The following is a 19,914-nucleotide window of genomic DNA, read 5'->3' on the forward strand; positions in this document are numbered from 1 at the left end:
CAAGTTGAACAATACCTACAACACGATCCTTGTCGAAACTGATGCGCGCGGCGTCGCCACGCTGACGCTCAACCGCCCCGACAAACACAATGCGCTGAATGGCGAATTGATCGCAGAGCTATACGATGCCGCCGAAAAGCTGGCTGCAGATGACGATGTGCGTATTGTGGTCCTGACCGGCGCGGGCAAGAGCTTCTGCGCGGGCGGCGATTTCAACTGGTTCTCGTCAAACATCGAAAAGTCCCGTGCCGAACGGGTAGACCAGAGCGCCACGCTGGCGCGGTTGTTGCGCCGTCTCGACACGCTGCCCAAACCCTTGATCGGGCGGATCAACGGCCCGGCCTACGGTGGCGGTGTCGGCATGATTTCCGTCTGCGACTACACCATCGGCGCCGAAGGCGCGCGCTTCGGTCTGACCGAGGTCAAGCTGGGCCTTCTGCCCGCGAATATATCGCCTTATGTGGTGGCCCGCATCGGCAAGGTGCATTCGCGTGAGACCATGCTGTCGGGGGCGTTGTTCGACACCGCCCGCGCCGAGCGGATCGGTCTGTTGACCGAAGTTGTCGCGTCGGGCGACTTGGACGCCACGGTGAACCGGGTGGTGCATGATCACCTTCAGGCCGCGCCGGGTGCCGTGGCCGATACCAAGGCGCTGATCGCCTATGTCGCGTCCCACGATCTGGAGACCAACATGATCTACACCGCCGACCGGCTGGCCGATGCGTGGGAGACGGAGGAAGGTATCGAAGGCATCAACAGCTTCATCAACAAGGGCGTTCCGTCATGGCGGGTGAAATGAGCTTCACCCGCGTTCTGATCGCCAACCGGGGCGAGATTGCCCGGCGCATCCAGCGCGGGTGCCGCAAACTGGGGCTGGAAAGCGTAGCGGTGTTTTCGGACGCGGACCGCGACGCGCCCTTCGTGGCCGAGGCCGATCATGCCGTCTGCATCGGTGGGGCCGCCCCGTCGGACAGTTATTTGAACGTCGAGGCCATCCTTGAGGCTGCGCGGGCGACGGGCGCGGGTGCGGTGCACCCGGGCTATGGTTTTCTGTCTGAGAATGCCGGTTTCGCGGCGGCGGTCGAGGCGGCGGGCCTTGTGTTCATCGGGCCGGAACCCGACGCTATCGCGCGGATGGGCTCCAAGATCGAGGCCAAGGCTGCCGCCGAAGCCGCAGGCGTGCCCGTCCTGCCCGGCTATCGCGGCGAGGATCAGTCCGACGCGCGCCTGCTGCAAGAGGCCGAGGCGCTTGGCACCCCCTTTCTGGTCAAGGCCAGCGCCGGCGGCGGCGGACGCGGGATGCGGCTTGTCTCCGATCTGGGCGACGCACCCGAAGCGATTGCATCTGCCCGGGCCGAAGCGCAGAGCGCCTTCGGCGATCCGGCGGTGTTCCTCGAACGCTATGCGCCCCGTGCCCGCCACGTCGAAGTGCAGGTTCTGGGCGACACTCACGGCACCGTGCTGCATCTGGGCGACCGCGATTGTTCGCTGCAACGCAACCACCAAAAGCTGATCGAAGAAGCCCCCGCCGCCGATCTTCCCGAGGCTGTGCGCGACCGCATGCGTGCGGCAGCGGTGCGGTTGGCGCAGGCGATCGGCTATCGCTCCGCCGGGACGGTGGAATACCTCTATGACCCCGGGCGCGGTGAATACTACTTTCTGGAAATGAATACCCGGTTGCAGGTGGAACACCCCGTGACCGAGGCGATCACCGGCATCGATCTGGTCGAATGGCAGTTGCGCATCGCGCGGGGCGAGCCGCTGGCGCTGACGCAAGGCGATGTGCAGTTTGACGGGCACGCCATTGAAATCCGCATCGCCGCCGAAAACCCGGACGAGAATTTCCGCCCCGAAACGGGCGAGATCAGCCTTTGGGCTCCGCCCGCCGGCGTGCGGCTCGATACCGGGGTCGAGGCAGGCTCGGTCGTCAGCCACCATTACGATTCGATGATTGCCAAGCTGATCGTCCACGCGCCGGACCGGGCCGGTGCGATCCGTCAGGCGGTTGTCGCAATGGATGCCTTTGCAGTCGGTGGCGTCGGTCTGAACCTGGCCTATCAGCGCGCGTTGCTGACACACCCGGATTTTGCGGCGTTCCGGCACCATACCTCGGGCCTGCCCGAGATGTTCTCAGGCGGCTGGAGTGAACCGTCCGCTGATCCCCGGGACATGGCCCTTGCCGCGATGGCGCTGCATCTGCATCTCGCCCCGGCGGGCGCGTCGCCCTGGGAAAGCCTGGGGTCATGGCGGCTCACGGCCCCTGCGGGGTGGCCCGGTGCAGCATCCTATTGGGCGACGACCAAAGACGACCAGATCCGCGTAAACGGCTCCGGGTCGGTGTTGACAGCCGTACAGCCGGACGGCCAGGCCATAACGGTCGAGAGCGCCGCTTTAGCCGAATGCCGTCTGAGCGGACGCTTCGACGGGGTTCCATTTTCGCGCATCGCTTACGTCGTGCGCGCGCCGAGTCACTGGCGAGTGCACCTGCAAACCCCTGCTGGAATGACCGCGACAGACCTGCGTACGCTGGAAGACCAGCATCTGCAACGTGCCACCGGCGGGTCTGGCGTCGCTGACCTGTTGTCCGCACCCATGCCCGGCGCCGTGGCCGAGGTGCGCGTCGCACTCGGCGACCGCGTCAAAGCCGGTGACACACTGGTGGTGCTTGAGGCCATGAAGCTGTTGCAAAGCCTGCCCGCGCCGGTCGCGGGCGTGGTGACGGAAATCTATTGTGCACCGGGCGACACGGTTGCCGGGCACGCCCCACTTATCAAGCTCGATCCAGAGGAAAACACATGACCAAACAAGACAACATCACCGCGGCCTCCGGCCTGTTCAACGAAGACCTCCAGATGATCCGCAACCAGCTGCGCCGGTTCATCGAAACCGAGGTGACCGCCAAGGCCGAGCCCTGGGAAGAGGAGGGCAAGGTACCCCGCGACGTGCTGCGCCGGATGGGTGATCTCGGCGTGCTGGGGATGCGCTATGACGAACAGTATGGCGGCGCGGGGCTGGACGTGATGTCCAGCGTGGTTTTGGCCGAAGAGGTCGGGCGATCCACTTTCGGCGGGTTCTCGGCCACGGTTCTGGTCCACACCGACATGGCCTCGCCGCATCTGGAAAACGCCGGCACGCCCGAACAGAAGGCGCGCTGGATGCCGTCGATCGTCTCGGGCGAAATGATCACCGCCGTTGCTGTGACCGAACCGGGCGCGGGCTCGGACGTGGCGGGCATGCGCTCCCGCGCGGTGCGGGACGGGTCGGATTGGGTGCTGAACGGCACCAAGATGTTCATCACCAACGGCGTGCATGGCGATCTCTACATTGTCGGTGCCAAGACCGATCCCGATGCCAAGGGGTCGCGCGGGATCACCATATTTGCGGTCGAAAAAGGCACGCCGGGCTTTTCGGTCGGACGGGCGTTGAACAAGACCGGCTGGCTGTGCTCGGACACTGCCGAACTGATCTTCGAAGATGTCCGCATCCCGGCCGAAAACGTCTTGGGCGAGGTCAACCGCGGTTTCTATTCGGTAATGAAGAACTTCCAGAACGAACGCATTGTGCTGGGTGCGATGGCCTGTGCCGAAGCGCAAACCGCGCTGGACATGACCGTGGATTATGTCAAGCAGCGCAGGGCCTTTGGCGGCGTTCTGTGGGACAAGCAGGCCGTGCGCCAACGGCTGGCCGACTGTCAGACGCGGATCGCTGCAGGACGTCAGCTGGTCTATCACGCCGCCGGTCTGGATGCCGCGGGCGGTGACTGCGTTAAAGAGGTCTCGATGGTCAAAGCCTATTGCGGCGAACTGGTGAACAGCGTGCTTTATGACTGCGTCCAGTTTCACGGCGGCATGGGTTATATGCGCGAAACACCGGTGGAACGCATGTCACGCGATGCCCGTGTGCAGGCCATCGGCGGCGGGGCGAGCGAAGTCATGTTGGAAGAAGTCGCCAAGCGCATGTGAGCTTACTATCCCAAAAAGTAACAATCTACAGAAACAAGGACGAAAAAGATGAATCTGGAAACCAGTCAAAGCCAAACACTCGCAAAACTTATCCAAGAGATCTCGATAATACTCGTCGGCACAATTCTTCTGACACTATCCGCCAAAATCGTGGTGCCGTTCTACCCCGTACCTATGTCTACACAGACCCTGGTTGTCTTGGGTCTGGGTCTTTTCCTGGGGCCGGTGCGTAGTAGTCTTGTTGTTGTGACATACCTTTTCGAAGGTCTGCTTGGCCTGCCGGTCTTCGCAGGCACGCCTCCGGCGCCGGCCGGACTGGCGTATATTGCGGGTCCCACAGGCGGATACCTGGTAGGCTTCGCACTTGCAGCGGCGGCTGCTGGATGGATTGTTCAAGCACTGGAAGGACTTCGGCCTGCCTTCAGGGCATCTGTCGCGGTCCTTTTTGGGTCGATACTGATGTATTGCGCCGGGCTAGTCTGGTTGGGTAGCTTTATCGGCTATGGCGAAAATTTGCTGAGCGCAGGACTTTACCCGTTCCTTCTTGGGGATCTGACAAAAGCGGCGATCGCTGTGGCTCTGTATACAGGCTTCCAAAATTGGGGCCGTGATTGACTGCCGGGCTTCTCTGCATTGTTCCAGCGCCGGTGAAACACGGCGCTGGACGCCAGACCCAGCCTTTTATCGCTATACAAAAGCAAAAGACGGCGTCGCGTCTTCCGGGTTTTGCACTGTCAAAAGGTTTTTGAATTCAATGACACAAAAGCATGTTTTTCACAGAGCCGGAACCGCCTCGCGCGCAATGTATACAGGTGGCAGAGGGCATCCAGAGGATTGTCGCGAACAATCCGGTAGTGTCCGCGCACGTGGTGTAATTTCAGCGCCGTCGACGGTGTAATCCCGGGTGGTCACCGAGGTGTATGATCGAGGTGGAGTTTGGCGACTTCAACCACGGTTCACACGGAGACCCCGATGACCAAGACCAACATGGACATGTCCGAGCTTCTGGCCAAGCATGACCAGGGCGATTTCCTTCGCACCATCGCCGAGGCGGTGCTGCAACTGATCATGGAGGCCGATGTTGACGGCCCGATCGGCGCAGGGCGACACGAACGCAGCGGTGAACGCACGACATGGAGAAACGGGTATCGAGAGCGCGCGCTCGATACCCGTTTGGGCACACTGAACTTGCGGGTGCCGAAGCTGCGGCAGGGCAGCTATTTCCCGGGCTTCCTCGAGGCCCGCAAGACCTCGGAGCAAGCGCTGGTGGCCGTCATCCAAGAGGCGTGGATCGGGGGCGTCTCGACCCGCCGCGTGGACGAGCTGGTGCAGGCCATGGGCCTCTCCGGCATCTCGAAGAGCACGGTGTCGAAGCTCTGCAAGGACATCGACGAGCGCGTTGGCGAGTTACTGAACCGGCCGCTCGCCGGCGACTGGCCCTACGTCTGGCTCGACGCGACTTACCTGAAGGTCCGCCAAGGCGGGCGCATCGTGCCGGTCGCGGCCATAATCTCCGTCGCCGCGAACACTGAAGGCCGCCGCGAGATCATCGGCCTGGGTATCGGTCCCTCTGAGGCCGAGACCTTCTGGACCGAGTTCCTGAGGTCCCTGAAGGCCCGGGGCCTCGGCGGAGTCAGGCTGGTGATCAGCGATGCGCACACTGGCTTGAGGACTGCGATCTCGCGGGTGTTCGAAGCCACCTGGCAGAGGTACCGCGTTCACTGGATGCGCAATGCTCTCGCCCATGTGTCGAAGGGTCAGCATACCGTCGTCGCCGCCGTGATCCGCCAGGCATTCGATCAACCCGACCGCACCCATGCTGGCGAGATCTGGCACAAGGTCGCGGAACAGCTGCGCACCCGCTGGCCCAAGCTCGCCGACCTCATGGACGCCAGCGAGCATGACGTGCTCGCCTACATGTCCTTCCCCCGGCAGCATCGGACGAAGCTTCACAGCACGAACCCGATCGAGCGCCTGAACAAGGAAGTGAAGCGCCGTGCCGATGTCGTCGGGATCTTTCCGAACGAGGCCTCCATCATGCGCCTGATCGGAGCCGTCCTGTTCGAAGCCAACGACGACTGGCAGACCTCGAGCCGCTACATGATGGTCGAGGCTTTCGCCCAAATCGACAAGGAGGAGATGGACCCCATTCTCAGCATAACCACGAAAGCCGCCTGATCATGCCCTCAGGCCATCCGGGAAATTACACCATTTAGCGTAATCGCCAGACCGGTCTACCTCATATCGTATCGAGAGAAACACCGGACGCTTTGGCAGCTGCTGAAGCCAGGAAACGGAGGATTTGGAATGGGTGTATTTGCAGCGTTGGATGTGTCGCAGGACGAGACAGCGATTTGCGTGGTTGACGGGGACGGCATGATCCTGGGCGAAGCGAAGGTGCCGACGTGCCCCGACGCCATCGTCCGTTGGCTGCGTGACCGGTTCGACAACCTTGAACGGATCGGGATGGAAACCGGTCCGCTTGCTGTCTGGCTCTGGAACGCCTTGACTGAACGGGACCTCCCGATCGTTTGCCTGGATGCACGGCGTGCTGAAGATGATGCCGAACAAGACGGACCGGCATGATGCCCGAGGGCTTGCCCAGATTGTACGAACGGGCTGGTTCAAGGCCGTGCAGATCAAGAGCCACGATGCCTATGTCAACCGGGCCATGTTAACGGCGCGCGAAGCGCTCGTCGGCATGCGCGTTCGGCTGGAGAACGAGATTCGCGGGCTCCTGAGGACGTTCGGCGTGATGTTCGGCAAACGGGTGGGCGGGTTCAAGCGTCGCGCCGAGGAAATTCTCGACAAGGAATTGTCGGTCGCGCCCGAACTCGTTCCTGTCTTCGCGGCCCTCATGCAGGCAAGGCGAGACATCATTGCCCAGATCGCGGCTTTGGACAGCCGCATCCGGGCCGTTGCCAAGACCCACGAGACCGTTCGTCTCTTGATGACGGCTCCGGGTGTCGGGGCCATCACGGCAATGGCGGTGGTCGCGGCCTTCGATGATGCCTCACGCTTCCGAAAATCCTCTAGCGTAGGGGCCTATCTGGGACTGACACCGAGGCGATACGAATCCGGTGAAATCAGCCGGAACGGCTGCGTTTCGAAGTGGGGAGACACATTTACGCGAAAATGCCTGTACGAGGCAGCAAACGCGATCTTCTGCCGTGCCATAGGAGGCCACCGTCTCCGTGACTGGGCCAAGGCGATTGCCGGGAGAACTGGCCCGCGGAAAGCCAAGGTGGCGCTCGCGAGGAAGCTCGCAGTCATCCTGCATGTCATGTGGACCACCAACACGCCCTACCAGGAGGCAATACCCTCGTGACAGAGCCGCTGAAACCGGCGCTGTTCCATCGCGTGTAGACATGCGTCCAGCCGGGACGCGCGGCGAGGAAGAGATCGCTCCATCAACTGCGGTGCCGACCGCGCACACCATTTCGATCCTTCCAACCCTGAACGCAAATATGCGGCCCCACGCGGTGACCGCGGAGAGAATCTCAGAGCCCGGCGCGCAGGACTAAACGCAGACCGATCAGCACTTGACCAAGGCGATTAGAGAAACTTGACGGACGTGACCAACAATCCCGGAGAGATGACCTATCATGGTACGAATACCTATATCGTCGATACATCCGAGGGCCGGTTCATTATCGACTCCGGTCGGGTGGAAGACAGCCTTCATCTCGACGCGATTATCGACAGTTTGGGACCCAATCCAGCCGGTATTCTCGTCACTCATCACCATTCTGATCACTTCGGCGCAGCCCCGATATTGCGCGAGCGAACCGGTCTGCCCGTTTATGTGTCGCAGGCATTTCCGGACGACGCCTTTCAACCTGACGCGTTCCTAGAGGACGGCGAGGTAATCGCTGGTCTTACCGTCCTGCACACACCGGGCCATGTCAGCGATCACCTTTGCTTTGCGCGACCGGACAGGGTTTTGTTTACAGGCGATCATATCATGAGTTGGAACAGCTCAATCGTGAGCCCGCCCGACGGCAACATGCATGATTACTGTGCTCACCTTAAGCGTCTGATAGAACGTGATGACAAGATTTGCCTGCCGGGACACGGTCCGGTTCTCCCGCATCCGCAACCCTATGCAAAAAAGCTGCTCGCCAACCGGATGCGTCGGGAAGCGGAGATCCTTGAACACCTGGCGGACACCCCTGATACAGTCAAAAACACTGCCGCTTTGTTTACAAGAAATCCGATCCGCATATTGCGATGGCCGCCGAACGAAATGTTGCGGCACATCTTGAAAAGCTTCTCTCAGAATCGCGAGTGGCACAGGATGGAAATATCTTGAAAGTTACTTAACATAACTACTATTACCGGATGAATGTGTTTAGCCGCAAAGCTAAAATGTAACCCATGAGCAATTCAGGAATGTCACTCTCCGTTCATATACTGAGGGAGAATGGGCATGGGATGGGTGATGATGAGCGAGCGCGAGTTGAACCGCGTTGAGGTTTTGGCACAGGTCGATGACTGTCGGTTGAGCGTCGACAATGCGGCGAACATGCTGGCACTGACGCGTCGGCAGATCTTCCGGCTGTTGAAGCTGTATCGTCAGGATGGCGCGGCGGCGATCCGTCACAAGGCACGTGGCAAACCCCCGAACAATCGCATCCACAAAGCCAAACGGGATTACGCGCTGTCGCTGATCAAAGAGAACTATCCCGACTTTGGGCCGACCCTGGCAGCGGAGATGCTGGCCGAGCATCATGGGTTCAAGGTGTCGCGCGAGACGGTTCGCAAGTGGATGCAGGAAGACGGTCTTTGGCTTTCGCGCAAACAGCGTCGTACATTTCATCAGCCGAGATTGCGCAGAGAATGCTTTGGCGAGCTCATACAAATTGACGGCTCCGATCACCGCTGGTTCGAGGATCGGGGCGGTCCCTGCACCCTGCTCGTGTTCATCGACGATGCCACCAGCACGTTGATGGACCTGCGGTTTGTCAAATCCGAGAGCACCTTCAGTTACTTCGAAGCGCTTGAGAGCTACCTGCATACCCATGGGAGGCCGGTTGCATTTTACAGTGGCAAGCACACGGTGTTTCGCGTGGCCAAGGAAGACGCCAAGGGCGGCGCGCGGATCACCCAGTTCGGGCGCGCTTTGAGTGAGCTGAACATTGAGATTTTGTGCGCCAACTCAAGCCAGGCGAAGGGCCGCGTGGAACGCGCCAACCGCACGCTTCAGGACCGGCTTGTCAAAGAGCTGAGACTGGCAGGTGTTTCGAATATGGAGGCCGGAAACGCCTTTCGGGAAGGCTTCAAGGCCCGCTTCAACGCCAAGTTTGCCAAGGCCCCGGCCAAACCGGACAACCTGCACCGGGCGCTGAATGTGGAACCGGATCGTTTGGCGGAAGTGCTGTGCTGGCGTGAGAACCGATACGTCGGAAAGCAGCTTACATTTTCCTATGACCGCAAGCGGATCATGCTCGAGGAAAGCGAGATCACACGCGGCCTGGTCGGCAAGTATGTAGACACCTACGCCTTCGTGGATGGCCGGTTTGAGGTGCGCTGGAAAGGCCGTTCCCTGCCCTACAAAATCTTCGACATGGATCAGCGCGTGACCCATGCGGCTATCACCAGCAACAAACGCCTGAGCGCTGTCCTCGAACACATCAAAGAGATGCAGGAGGCCGCCCCACCCAAGCCCAAGGTGCGGACCAATTCAGAGAAGATGGGTTATAAACCGAATGGCCGGAGACCAGGTCGACCGTCAGGGTCGCGGGCCAAGAAGAAGATTGTGCACGTGGCTGAATAGGCCCAAGAATGCAGGCATGACTGCCGACGACGATCCAGAAATCATCTTCTCCGATTACACGCAATCCGTCGTCATCGACGGGCATCATTTCGATGTTGAGATCTACCGGACCAGCATCGATCCCGGCTGGATCCTGTCCGTGGAGAACCAGTTCGGCACGTTGACGGTTTCCGATAACCCGCCCTTTTTCGGTGATGGCCTCGCCTGGCGCGCCTTTGAAGAGATCCTGCGCGAAGACGGCATCAAAGCATTCTACAATAAGAAAGAGCGGCGAAAGCTCGGTTTATGACCTGAGCCCCGCAAGGCTTTTCTGCCCTCCGATATTTGGGGTCTACGGGCTGCTAAGCCTTGCTTACGTCACGCCTCTTGGTGACGTTTCTGTTTTGCGCAGCCGGTGACATTTCTGGATGGTTGCAACAAGCTCTGTGTAGCGGGGCACATTCTAAACTGGGTTGCGAAATTTCCCCTATCTTGCTGGAAAGCAAGGAGAATGAAAGATGGTCCATACAGAGCTAAACCTGCGTGAACGGCGCACGATTGAAGATATGTTGAATGCTAAGATACCTGTACGAGAGATAGCAGCGCAGATCGGCAGGCATGTTTCGACGATTCATCGTGACATCAAGCGCAACGGCTATGCCGACGAAGACCTGCCGGAATTGAACGGATACTATGGTGTTGTTGCTCAACGCGCTGCGGTTCAAAGGCGTGCGCGCCGTCGCAAATTGGTGCGCCTTGTCGGCCTGCGAAAGGCTGTGATCAAACAGCTCAAAGGTAACCACCTGATTGACACCGTCTGCCTGACGGCGGGGTTCTGAGCTAAGACACGTGCATAACGACGTCCTTAACGACGTGTCTTATTCGGAGGAGCCATGCTGGGCGAGGTTCTGGGCGTTGAGCGGCGCCGGCGGTGGAGCGAAGACGAGAAGCTCGAGATCCTGTCGGAGGTCGGCGTCGGCGGTGCGTCGGTGACGCAGATCGCGCAGCGCCACGAGATCACGCGCTCCCAGATCTACGGCTGGCGGCGCGATATGAAGAAGAAGGGCCTATGGTCGCGGGATCGCGGGGCCGTTTTCTTGCCGGTGGATTTCAGCGGGGCTCAGGCGCCGGGAAGCGCATCCGCGCCGTCACGGTCTGGCCCTGTCGAACTGCGGCTGAGCAACGGCCGCTGCCTGAGGTTCGACAGCGGCATGGATGGAGAGGTGCTGACCCGATTGATCCGGGCGGTGGAAGCGGCATGATCGGACCGGGAACGGGGGTTCGGGTCTACTTGGCCTGCGCGCCCACCGACATGCGCAAGGGGATCGCCGGTTTGGCCGCGCTCGCCCAGGACGTTCTGCGCCAAAACCCGGCGAGCGGCGCGGTCTTCGCGTTCCGTGGGCGCCGGGGAGACCGGCTGAAGCTTCTCTACTGGGATGGTCAGGGGTTCTGCCTCTACTACAAGGTCCTGGAGCGAGGCCGCTTCCCGTGGCCCGCCGCCGGAGACGGCGCCGTGAGGCTGACCTCGGCGCAGCTGGCGATGCTCTGGGAAGGCATCGACTGGCGCCGTCCGGACTGGGGTGCGCCTCCGGCCCGGGTGAGCTGATACTTCTCTCAACCCCCTTGTTTTACTGGTTATGGACCGCACGGGATGGTAAGGTCCCGCATGTCCGAAGCCGCCTCCCTTCCGCCTGACGATCCTGCCAAGTTGCGCGCAATGATCGCCGCGCTCGAGGCCGAGAACGCGGCCATGCGGGCGGAGACGACACGGCTTACGGCCGTCCTGAAGGCGCACGAAGCCCTCGTCCAGGCGCTCCAGATCCGGATCGCCAAGCTCCAGCGCCAGAAGTTCGGTGCAAGCTCGGAGAAGATCGAACGCGAGATCGAACAACTCGAGCTGGCCCTCGAGGCGCTGGAGGTCGCGGCTTCCGCCGCCCGGGAGCCCGAGGAGGAGCCGAAGGCAGAGCCCGCAGTCGCGGAACCTTCTTCCATGCGGCGAAAACCGAAGGTCTCGGAGGCAACGCCCCGCGAGCGCATCGTGCTCGACCCCGGTGATGCCTGCCCCGACTGCGGGGGCGAACTGCGGCTCGTCGGTGAAGACATGAGCGAGATCCTCGAGCTGATCAGCGCGCGGCTGAAGGTGATCGAGACGGCGCGCCCGAAGAAGTCCTGCCGACGATGCGAGAAGATCACCCAGACCCCGGCGCCTTCGCGGCCGATCCCGCGCAGCATGGCGGGACCCGGTCTACTGGCGCACATCCTCGTCTCCAAGTTCGACGACCATCTGCCCCTGTATCGACAGAACGAGATCTTCGCTCGCATGGGGGCGGAGATCCCGGCCTCGACGCTCGTCGACTGGTGCGGCCAGGGCGTGCGGGTGCTCGATCGGGCCAGGCGGCTCGAAGGCCTGGGCAAGGGCGTGAAGGAGGGCCGGATCTGGACCTACCTCCGGGATGACCGGCCCTGGGGCGGGACTGCGCCGCCCGGCATCGCCTACTTCGTCGCCCCTGAACATCACGCAGCTGCGGCTCTGATGCCGCATTTCGGCCGCGGTAGAGCGATGATCGCACCGATCGCGGCGATGAGAGCGGCGAGGATTTCGGCCACGAGAGCCCTCAGATGGGCCAGGATCATGCGGATGTTGTGCCCGCAGCCGCAGAGCACAGCGTGGAGCGCGTCTCCGAGCGTGCCCTTGAGAGCGCAGCGGGCAAGGCGGCCGTCGGTCTTCATGTGCCCGATCACAGGTTCGATTGCGCTGCGCCGGCGCAGGTCGCGCCGGAGCGCCGGCGTCATCCCGCGGCGCTGGCCCGAGATGAACGCCTCGGTCGTCTGCACACCGTGGCCGCGGTAGCCGCGGTCGACGAAGGCCCTCCTGGGCCGGGTCTCGGTCAGGATCTCCACCTGCTCCAGCGCCTCGCGAAGGGTGTGCCCGTCATAGGGGTTGCCGGGCATCGACCGCATGCCGACGACGAAGCCCTCCCGGTGCGTGGTTGCCACCGACACCTTAGTGCCGAACTCGTAACGGACCCGCGCCTTGCCCTTGGAGATGCAGTCCACCTCGGGCTCGTGCAGTGCGTAGAGCTTGCCCTTGTCCTTCGGCTTCTGCCGCAAGAGCCGGCCCGACAAGGCAATCTCCGCCTCGATCCGCTCCCGCAAACCGGCGTCGGCCACACGGCCCAACTGGCGCTGGATGTCGCGCAGGACGCGCCCGGTATAGCCCTTCAGCCGCCGCAGGGCCTTGCGCATCCGCTTGAACTGGCGCGCATGCGCGTAGCGCCCGACCTGGCCCGACAGCCGCGGCGCAAGCCGCGCGTAGCTCTGGCGCAGGGACAGGCCTGCCTCCTGCGCGAGCGCCACCAGGCGCCGGCGCGCCTTCTCGCAGAGCCGCGCGTCCGTGGGATGCGCGATCGCCTTCTCCATCACCGTCGTGTCCACGATCACCGCCTCGACACTCCGCTCGGAGATCACTCCAGCTTCACGGCCCGCCTCGATCGTCTTGGTCAGAAGCCATTCGACGCCCTCTTCCCCGATCCGCTTGCGCCACCGCGTCAGCGACGAAGGATCGAGCGGGAAGCAATGCTGGAAGAACGTCTCGCCACAGAAGTGCTGGTAATAGGGGTTCTCCACCCACCGCGCCACCACCGCCTCGTCCGAGAGCCGGTAGGCATGCTGCAAATAGAGCAACCCCGCCACCAGTCGCGGCGACGTCGCCGGGCGGCCGGTGTGCGACGTGAAGAACCCCGCCCACTCATCCTCGAAGAACTCCCAGTCGATCAGGGCGGCCAGCTTCACCAGCTCGTGGCGCATGTCGATCATGTCCGTCAGGCGTGGGCGCAACAGGTCGTCCTGTTCAGGGGCGCGGGATTTGGGCTTCATACGTTGATCCGAAATTGCAGGCTTCTCGCCCGAAACCTACCAAATCCTGCAGTTCCAGAATACTGAAAACGCCGCTTCATAAAACAAAATCAATGCGTTGGGACTTGTTCAGGGTGAACTACTTCTTCTCACCGGACCGGAAGAGTGCGCATCCGCACCGCCATTTGGCCGAGTTCAGCGGCATCCTTCAGGCGGACGCCTATACGGGCTTCAAGGCGCTCTATGAGCCCGATGCTACCGGCGCGGTGCGCATCCGGGAGGCCGCCTGCTGGGCACACCTGCGCCGGGACTTCCACGATGTCTGGACCGGCACCAAGTCGGAGATCGCCCGGGAGGCGCTGGACCGTATCGGCGCGCTTTACGACATCGAACGCGAGATCACCGGCTGCTCCGCCGAAGAGCGGCGACGCGTTAGGCAGACCCGCACGCGCCCGCTGGCGGAGGACTTCAAGGCGTGGTCGGAGGCCCAGCTCGGCCGGGTCTCCGGCAAGAGCGCACTGGCCAAAGCCTTCCGCTACGCGCTCCGCCGCTGGCCCTCCTTCACGCTCTTCCTGGAGGACGGCCGCGTGGCCATCGACAACAACCCGGCCGAGCGTGCGATCAAGCCCGTGGTGATTGGTCGGAAGAATTGGCTCTTCGCCGGGGCCGATGCCGGGGGTGAAACCCTCGCGAAAGCCATGACGATCATCGAAAGCGCGAAGCTCAGCGGCCACGACCCCGAAGCCTACCTGGCAGACATCCTTGCCCGCATCGGAGATCACAAGATCAATCGCCTCGACGAGCTCCTGCCGTGGAACTGGGTGCCACAATCCAAAGAGGCAAAGGCCGTCGCCTAAGCTGCGGTCCTTACCGGCCGGTTACGCTCAAAGAAGGTTGGTCTCCCGAACAGATCGCGGGTCGATTGCACTTTGAAGGCCAGACAGTTCGTGTGAGCTACGAGACAATTTATGCTTATGTCTACAGTCCAGACGGCCAATCCAAAGAGCTGGCCCGATACCTACCAAACCGGCGCAAGAAACGGAGACCGCACCATTCACGCAGGTCCCGTGGCCTTGTTTTCCCGCCAGATCGGTCCATCCATGAACGACCCGACTACGTTGATACTCGTGAGACTTTTGGCGAATGGGAAGGCGATTTGATGATTTTCGAGCGTGCTCAGGGTAAGATGAACGTCGCCTCGCTCGTTGAGCGGAAGACCCGCTTCGCCGTCCTGTTCCGTAACAACGACCGCAGCACAACGCATCTGATGGACAAGCTAATGACTGTGATGGAACCCCTGCTCCAAACAGCCCGTAAATCGATCACCTTTGATAGAGGTATTGAGTTTGGAAACGGCGCAAGCTGAAACCTGGAATCGGAACCGAGGCATGGTTCTGTGATCCTCAAGCCCCGTGGCAAAAGGGTTCCGTCGAAAACCTGAACAAGCGTGCTCGGCGCTACTTACCAAGAGATGCGCCTGTCGCCGCGCTCTCAAATCGAGATATGAAGTCGATTTTTGCCCGCTTGAACGGCACGCCCAGAAAGTGTCTGGGATGGCGCACACCAACTGAAGCATTCAGGGAAGAACTGATGAAACTGAGATAGCGGAAACCGTCGCAACGACCCTTGAGCCATCATTTAATGGAGCGGTTTGCCGGTCCGAAGCATGTGGCCAATCCGCGCAAGCGTTTCAGGCGTCGCGACCAGCGCCATGAACACCTCGCTCTCAAGAGCAGCCAGATCGGCCTCCGACGTCCCTGCCCCTCCTGCGGCGAAAATCTCGGCAATGCGCGACTGAAGCGCAAAAGCGTTCGGCGTAATCCGCCCATCGTCTCGGGCAGTTTCGCGCTCCGACAACAACCCGCTCAGAACCGCCTGCCGATCCAGACGCAATGTCACCACCTCTTGCGCGCCCTGCCTCGGCTCCAATGTGTCGAGATGCGCAAGGGCTGCGGCAAAGACATCGTCGTCACGCATGACCACCGGTTGAGACGGATCCAACAAAGCCAAATCCCCCGCCTCACGCGCCGACCCAGCGGGGGCCTCAAGTGTGGCCGCGTGAAAGGCCCTCGTGATCCGGTCCGACAAATCCGCCTCGTGCGATGCTGTGGCGCGGGCTCGGTCCAACAGTCGCCGACATCCGCCCCAGCCCGGCACCAGACCGACAAGATGTTCGGGCAGACCGATCCGCGTCTCGGCATGGGCCACTGTGCCCGTGCAATGCATCGCCAACTCGCACCCACCGCCAAGCGCCAGCCCGTGCATCGCGGCGACGCTGGGCGTGTGGGCCGTCCGCAGGGCGGCGAGAACCATTTGCCCGCGCGTGATGAAGGCCTCGATCGCCGCCCATTTTCCGCCCTCGATCCACGCCACCACCTTTGACAGATCGGCACCTGCGGAGAACACCCGCGGATTGTGATTGCCGACAACCATCCCGCGCGCAGCGCCGTTCAAGCGGCTCACCCCCTCTTCGAGAATGTCGAAGACCGCGGGGGCAAGGGCGTGCATTTTGCTCCGAATATCCAAGCAGATCACATCATCGCCCAGATCCCAAAGCGCTGCAGAGGAATTTTGGGCCAGTGCTTGGCCTGCGGCCTGTGCCCGGCTCAGCCGGTCCGCCTCGCCACTCCGCACGACCGGAGTCGCCAGCGCCTCGAACGGCACGCCTTCGGGCATCTGCGCCCGCAGACGCGCCTGCGTTTCAGGGCTCAGCTCCCGCCACAACGCTACCGGTCCCGCGCGCCAAGCATAGCCCAACTCCATCCCGAGATCCGTCTCCTTGAGCGAGGGCGCAATCTCACCCGCGTGGATCAAAGCATAGTCCACCACCTGCGCCAGAACCGCCCGCGCATAGGCCCCAGAGGCCGTGTCATTATTCAACAAAAGATCGAGATCGCGCCCCGCCCCCGGCAGGTCTTTCTGCGCGAACCCGCTATGCGCACGATACACGCCGGAGTTCAGGTCAAGCGCCTCCAACGCACCGCTCTCGGACTTACGGTAAAACCCGGCACGGCTTTTGCGCCCGAACCGCCCGGCAGAAACAAGATCCGTAATTACCCCCTGCCCCGGCAGATCGAACGCATTGATCGCGTCCGTCCGGGGCAGCGCCGCCATCAACGAGCCCCAGATGGGTTTGACGACATCAAGCCCGACCAAATCCAGCAGGCCGAAGACGCCCGTGCGCGGCACGCCAAAGGCCATGTGCACCGCATCTGCCTCCTCGACCGTCAGCCCAAGCCGCAACGCCTCGACCACCGCCACCGAAAGCCAGGTACAGCCCAGTCGGTTGGCGATGAAACCCGGCGTGTCGCGGCATTCGATCACGGTTTTGCCAAGCGCCTTTCGCCCAATCTCGGCAGCGCGGTCGAACGCCACCCGGTCCTCAGATCCGATCAGTTCCAATAGTGCCATGCGCCGGGGCGGGTTGAAGAAATGGCTGATCAAGAAATGATCCTGAAACGCCGCACCGCGCCCTTCGATCAGCCGTCCGCGCAGAATGGTCGAGGTGTTGGAGGAGACAATCGCATCGGGTTTGCGCAAAGGCTCGATCCGTTCGTAAAGTGCACGTTTTAGGTCGAGGTCTTCAAGGATGGCTTCGACGATCCAATCCGCCTCCGCCACACGTTCCAGATGGTCCTCGGTATTGCCGACCCGCACCAGGCTGACGGGCGCCTCCCCCATGAACGCCTGTCGCGCGATCTGTTGCGCAAGGCCTCGTTCAGCGGGCGCATCTCGCACCCCATCCGGCCCCGCCCGATCCAGCAGATCGACGGCAATCCCCGCATTGGCAAACTGCGCTGCGATCCCGCCGCCCATATTTCCCGCGCCGATCACCGCTACGCGCCGGCATCCCAAATCCTCGACCCCGAAGGCCGTCTTGATCGTGCTCATGATATCTCCAGACTTCACTATGTGTTGGCGTGGGCGAAGATACCCGCGCCGAAGGACCTCAGATCGCGAGGTCGAAATCCGCCGCCGTCAGCGCAAGCGTCGCGCCATTGCCAGTCTTGGAAATCGCATGAAGTGCCGCCGCCATGGGGAAGACATTTGAGGCATAGAACCGCACCATGCTCAGCTTGGCCTTTGCATGGGTCGTGTTGCGCCCTTCTGCAAGACGCTTGGACGCCGAAATTGCGGCATCGCCCATCACCCAGGCGCCGAGGCAAATCCCAAAAGCCTCAAGGATATTGACAGCTGCCGACAGGGGCTCCGTACCGTTTTGCGCCACTAGCCAGTCGGTCAGATCGCCGACGATTCCGGCAGCCTCTTCGACCATCGCGCTCAGTCCGGACCAATCGGCGTCCCCGCCGCTCTGCGTCTTCAGCCCCTCGGCGGTCGCATTCATCTCGGCGATCAGCTCGCGCGCGGCGGTGCCGTTGTCGCGTTTGATCTTGCGGCCCACTAGGTCGAGCGCCTGAATGCCGGTCGTGCCCTCGTATATCGTGGTGATCCGCGCATCCCGCAGGTGCTGCGCAGCGCCCGTTTCCTCAATATAGCCCATGCCACCATGGATTTGGACGCCCAAAGATGCCACATGCACCGATAGTTCCGTTGACCAGGCTTTCACCACCGGAATCAAAAGATCTACGCGCCGCTGATGGTGCGCACGAGTCTTGTCTTCCTCTGCGCGATGCGCAAAATCCAGAGACCGCGCCGCGCGAAATGCCAAAGCCCTTGCCGCTTCAGTCCGCGCTTTCATCAGGCCCAGCATCCGGCGAATATCCGGGTGTCCCATAATGGCCGCTTCCGCGCCCTCGGGCGTGCCGCCCTGCACACGGTCCATCGCGTAGCGCACCGCATGTTGCGTGGCCGCCTCGGAAATACCGACACCTTGCAGGCCCACGCCCAAACGCGCGTTATTCATCATGGTGAACATGTACTGAAGCCCTTTGTTGGGCTCACCCACCAGATAGCCGATGGCACCGCCCTCATCGCCATAAGACATGGTGCAGGTCGGACTGGCGTGAATGCCCAGTTTATGTTCAATCGACACACAACGCAGGTCATTGCGCAACCCCGGAGTGCCCTCGGCATCGGGAATAAATTTCGGCACAATGAAAAGCGAAATTCCTTTGACGCCTGCGGGCGCATCTGGCAGGCGCGCGAGCACGAGATGGATGATGTTTTCCGCCAGGTCATGTTCGCCATAGGTAATGAAAATTTTCTGCCCGCTGATCCGGTAGTGATCCCCCTCCGGCACCGCTTTCGTGCGGATAGCGGCCAGATCAGACCCGGCCTGCGGTTCAGTCAAGTTCATCGTCCCGGTCCATTCCCCGGTCACGAGTTTCGGCAGGTAGAGCGTTTTGAGATCATCGGAGGCATAGCCGTTGATCGCCTCAATCGCGCCCTGGGTCAAAAGCGGACAGAGCTGAAACGCCGTGTTCGCGCCATTGAACATTTCGATAATGGCGGCGTTCACCACCTCCGGCAGGCCCATTCCTCCGTGATCCGGCGCCGCCGTGGGCGCGTTCCAACCCATCTCGACCAGCGTGTCATAGGCGACACGCCAGCCTTCCGGTGTCGTCACCTGCCCCATGGCAAAACCGAGCCCAGCCTGATCGCCCGCAGCGTTGAGCGGTCCGAGCACATCGCCTGCAAATTTCCCCGCCTCTTCGAGGATCGCTCCCACTATGTCGGGACTGGCTTCCTCAAGCCCGGGTAGTTGCGAAATTTCGTCCAGCCCGCAAAGTTCTTCAAGGACGAACATCATTTCTTCTGTTGGCGCAACATAGGTCATTGCCTCAATTCCTTTTTATCACAGTTTCTCAGTCAATTCCGGGACAACATCAAACAGATCTGCGACGAGGCCGAAGTCCGCGCCCATGGCCAAAGCGTTGCGAATAGTGTCGGTGGTTTTCTTTTCACCTATGGACACGATCACCACCTCGGAAGCCACACCGGCTTCTTTCATACGGATCGCCTCTTCGACAGAAATCTCGTCGAACGGGTTCATCGACATCTTCACATTGGCAAGATCGACACCCGTGCCGTCCGCCTTAACCTTGACCTTAACGTTGTAATCAATCACCCGTTTGACGGGAACGAGCACCTTCATGGGTCTATTCCTTTCTTCAAGGGTCAGCGGGTTGGAACGGGAATCGTGTCCTCGCCGCGAAAATCGTAAAATCCGAGTTTGGTCCTTTGTCCGAGCCAGCCGACTTCGACGTATTTCACCAATAGCGGACAGGGTCGGTATTTGCTGTAGGCGAGCCCGTCGTTAAGCACGCCCATGGAGAGTCCGGGGCCGATGATCAAGTTCGATCCCATCAGCTGACTGAGCTGGGTGATCGGCGCGGCCAGAACAACCCTGTAGCCATCGACAAGCGTGTTCAAAAGCGGCAC

16 protein-coding genes and 6 pseudogenes are annotated in these 19,914 nt (G+C 61.5%); 17 read left to right on the forward strand and 5 right to left on the reverse strand.

The genetic code is table 11. The features are described from left to right. Positions 1-4 precede the first annotated feature (4 nt). The 15 genes and pseudogenes from ARCT_RS0103185 to ARCT_RS27415 form a co-directional block, all read left to right on the forward strand. Positions 5-799, forward strand: a complete 795-nt coding sequence (locus tag ARCT_RS0103185) for a crotonase/enoyl-CoA hydratase family protein (protein ID WP_027238784.1) — start codon at positions 5-7, stop codon at positions 797-799. Further along, positions 784-2,799, forward strand: coding sequence for an acetyl/propionyl/methylcrotonyl-CoA carboxylase subunit alpha (locus ARCT_RS0103190; protein ID WP_027238785.1), 2,016 nt, complete (start codon positions 784-786; stop codon positions 2,797-2,799). Before ARCT_RS0103185 ends, ARCT_RS0103190 begins: the two co-directional genes overlap by 16 nt. Continuing rightward, positions 2,796-3,962: an acyl-CoA dehydrogenase family protein gene (locus ARCT_RS0103195; protein WP_027238786.1), complete on the forward strand. Its 1,167-nt coding sequence runs from the start codon at positions 2,796-2,798 to the stop codon at positions 3,960-3,962. The genes ARCT_RS0103190 and ARCT_RS0103195 overlap by 4 nt, the downstream gene beginning before the upstream one ends. 48 nt (positions 3,963-4,010) lie before the next feature. Then, a complete protein-coding gene (locus ARCT_RS0103200) occupies positions 4,011-4,577 on the forward strand; it encodes a biotin transporter BioY (RefSeq protein WP_027238787.1) in 567 nt (188 codons plus the stop codon). Between the two features lie 357 nt (positions 4,578-4,934). Continuing rightward, complete coding sequence (locus ARCT_RS0103205) at positions 4,935-6,140, forward strand: IS256 family transposase (protein ID WP_027238788.1); 1,206 nt, start codon at positions 4,935-4,937, stop codon at positions 6,138-6,140. 129 nt (positions 6,141-6,269) lie between these two features. Further along, complete coding sequence (locus ARCT_RS28565) at positions 6,270-6,548, forward strand: hypothetical protein (RefSeq protein WP_238367117.1); 279 nt, start codon at positions 6,270-6,272, stop codon at positions 6,546-6,548. Then, positions 6,520-7,290, forward strand: a complete 771-nt coding sequence (locus ARCT_RS25175; protein WP_238367131.1) for an IS110 family RNA-guided transposase — start codon at positions 6,520-6,522, stop codon at positions 7,288-7,290. Before ARCT_RS28565 ends, ARCT_RS25175 begins: the two co-directional genes overlap by 29 nt. Positions 7,291-7,557: 267 nt before the next feature. Then, positions 7,558-7,977 (forward strand): annotated as a pseudogene (locus ARCT_RS28570) (MBL fold metallo-hydrolase); the annotation flags it as partial. 215 nt (positions 7,978-8,192) lie between these two features. Then, positions 8,193-8,285, forward strand: a complete 93-nt coding sequence (locus tag ARCT_RS28575; protein ID WP_240476214.1) for a hypothetical protein — start codon at positions 8,193-8,195, stop codon at positions 8,283-8,285. Between the two features lie 106 nt (positions 8,286-8,391). After that, the gene (locus tag ARCT_RS0103220; RefSeq protein ID WP_027238789.1) at positions 8,392-9,738 is read left to right on the forward strand and encodes an ISNCY family transposase; all 1,347 of its coding nucleotides are present in this window, start codon (positions 8,392-8,394) and stop codon (positions 9,736-9,738) included. Between the two features lie 16 nt (positions 9,739-9,754). Continuing rightward, on the forward strand, positions 9,755-10,027 hold the full coding sequence (locus tag ARCT_RS0103225; RefSeq protein ID WP_027238790.1) for a hypothetical protein: 273 nt from the start codon (positions 9,755-9,757) through the stop codon (positions 10,025-10,027). Positions 10,028-10,235: 208 nt separating this feature from the next. Continuing rightward, positions 10,236-10,511, forward strand: a pseudogene (locus ARCT_RS27410) (helix-turn-helix domain-containing protein); the annotation flags it as partial. Positions 10,512-10,610: 99 nt separating this feature from the next. After that, on the forward strand, positions 10,611-10,979 hold the full coding sequence (gene tnpA / locus ARCT_RS0103235) for an IS66-like element accessory protein TnpA (protein WP_027238791.1): 369 nt from the start codon (positions 10,611-10,613) through the stop codon (positions 10,977-10,979). Further along, complete coding sequence (tnpB, locus tag ARCT_RS0103240; protein WP_027238792.1) at positions 10,976-11,323, forward strand: IS66 family insertion sequence element accessory protein TnpB; 348 nt, start codon at positions 10,976-10,978, stop codon at positions 11,321-11,323. Before tnpA ends, tnpB begins: the two co-directional genes overlap by 4 nt. A 60-nt stretch (positions 11,324-11,383) precedes the next feature. After that, a pseudogene (locus ARCT_RS27415) lies at positions 11,384-12,226 on the forward strand (IS66 family transposase zinc-finger binding domain-containing protein); the annotation flags it as partial. A 5-nt stretch (positions 12,227-12,231) separates the two neighbouring features. Here ARCT_RS27415 and ARCT_RS0103255 read toward each other — a convergent pair. After that, on the reverse strand, positions 12,232-13,593 hold the full coding sequence (locus ARCT_RS0103255) for an IS5 family transposase (protein WP_027238795.1): 1,362 nt from the start codon (positions 13,591-13,593) through the stop codon (positions 12,232-12,234). Positions 13,594-13,712: 119 nt separating this feature from the next. Here ARCT_RS0103255 and tnpC point away from each other — a divergent pair. Together tnpC and ARCT_RS25195 are read left to right on the forward strand one after the other, a co-directional pair. Further along, positions 13,713-14,429, forward strand: a pseudogene (gene tnpC, locus ARCT_RS25190) (IS66 family transposase); the annotation flags it as partial. Between the two features lie 26 nt (positions 14,430-14,455). Continuing rightward, positions 14,456-15,177 (forward strand): annotated as a pseudogene (locus ARCT_RS25195) (IS30 family transposase); the annotation flags it as partial. 33 nt (positions 15,178-15,210) lie between these two features. Here the strand turns inward: ARCT_RS25195 and ARCT_RS0103275 are convergent. The 4 genes and pseudogenes from ARCT_RS0103275 to ARCT_RS28910 form a co-directional block, all read right to left on the reverse strand. After that, positions 15,211-17,463: a 3-hydroxyacyl-CoA dehydrogenase/enoyl-CoA hydratase family protein gene (locus ARCT_RS0103275; RefSeq protein ID WP_027238798.1), complete on the reverse strand. Its 2,253-nt coding sequence runs from the start codon at positions 17,461-17,463 to the stop codon at positions 15,211-15,213. A 58-nt stretch (positions 17,464-17,521) separates the two neighbouring features. Further along, positions 17,522-19,309: an acyl-CoA dehydrogenase gene (locus ARCT_RS0103280; protein WP_027238799.1), complete on the reverse strand. Its 1,788-nt coding sequence runs from the start codon at positions 19,307-19,309 to the stop codon at positions 17,522-17,524. Positions 19,310-19,330: 21 nt separating this feature from the next. After that, positions 19,331-19,627: pseudogene (locus ARCT_RS0103285) on the reverse strand (electron transfer flavoprotein subunit beta/FixA family protein); the annotation flags it as partial. Between the two features lie 23 nt (positions 19,628-19,650). Continuing rightward, complete coding sequence (locus ARCT_RS28910; RefSeq protein ID WP_051360505.1) at positions 19,651-19,914, reverse strand: hypothetical protein; 264 nt, start codon at positions 19,912-19,914, stop codon at positions 19,651-19,653.

Source organism: Pseudophaeobacter arcticus DSM 23566 (assembly GCF_000473205.1).
Classification (GTDB): domain Bacteria; phylum Pseudomonadota; class Alphaproteobacteria; order Rhodobacterales; family Rhodobacteraceae; genus Pseudophaeobacter; species Pseudophaeobacter arcticus.

What these genes read in the sequence shown, in the direction of transcription:
- ARCT_RS0103190 (WP_027238785.1), top strand. Translation starts at nt 784, where the DNA reads ATGGCGGGTGAAATGAGCTTCACCCGCGTTCTGATCGCCAACCGGGGC.
- ARCT_RS0103225 (WP_027238790.1), top strand. Translation starts at nt 9,755, where the DNA reads ATGACTGCCGACGACGATCCAGAAATCATCTTCTCCGATTACACGCAA.
- ARCT_RS0103195 (WP_027238786.1), top strand. Translation starts at nt 2,796, where the DNA reads ATGACCAAACAAGACAACATCACCGCGGCCTCCGGCCTGTTCAACGAA.
- ARCT_RS28575 (WP_240476214.1), top strand. Translation starts at nt 8,193, where the DNA reads ATGGCCGCCGAACGAAATGTTGCGGCACATCTTGAAAAGCTTCTCTCA.
- ARCT_RS25175 (WP_238367131.1), top strand. Translation starts at nt 6,520, where the DNA reads ATGATGCCGAACAAGACGGACCGGCATGATGCCCGAGGGCTTGCCCAG.
- ARCT_RS0103275 (WP_027238798.1), bottom strand. Translation starts at nt 17,463, where the DNA reads ATGAGCACGATCAAGACGGCCTTCGGGGTCGAGGATTTGGGATGCCGG.
- ARCT_RS0103205 (WP_027238788.1), top strand. Translation starts at nt 4,935, where the DNA reads ATGACCAAGACCAACATGGACATGTCCGAGCTTCTGGCCAAGCATGAC.
- ARCT_RS0103255 (WP_027238795.1), bottom strand. Translation starts at nt 13,593, where the DNA reads ATGAAGCCCAAATCCCGCGCCCCTGAACAGGACGACCTGTTGCGCCCA.
- ARCT_RS28565 (WP_238367117.1), top strand. Translation starts at nt 6,270, where the DNA reads ATGGGTGTATTTGCAGCGTTGGATGTGTCGCAGGACGAGACAGCGATT.
- ARCT_RS0103220 (WP_027238789.1), top strand. Translation starts at nt 8,392, where the DNA reads ATGGGATGGGTGATGATGAGCGAGCGCGAGTTGAACCGCGTTGAGGTT.
- ARCT_RS0103280 (WP_027238799.1), bottom strand. Translation starts at nt 19,309, where the DNA reads ATGACCTATGTTGCGCCAACAGAAGAAATGATGTTCGTCCTTGAAGAA.
- tnpB (WP_027238792.1), top strand. Translation starts at nt 10,976, where the DNA reads ATGATCGGACCGGGAACGGGGGTTCGGGTCTACTTGGCCTGCGCGCCC.
- ARCT_RS0103200 (WP_027238787.1), top strand. Translation starts at nt 4,011, where the DNA reads ATGAATCTGGAAACCAGTCAAAGCCAAACACTCGCAAAACTTATCCAA.
- tnpA (WP_027238791.1), top strand. Translation starts at nt 10,611, where the DNA reads ATGCTGGGCGAGGTTCTGGGCGTTGAGCGGCGCCGGCGGTGGAGCGAA.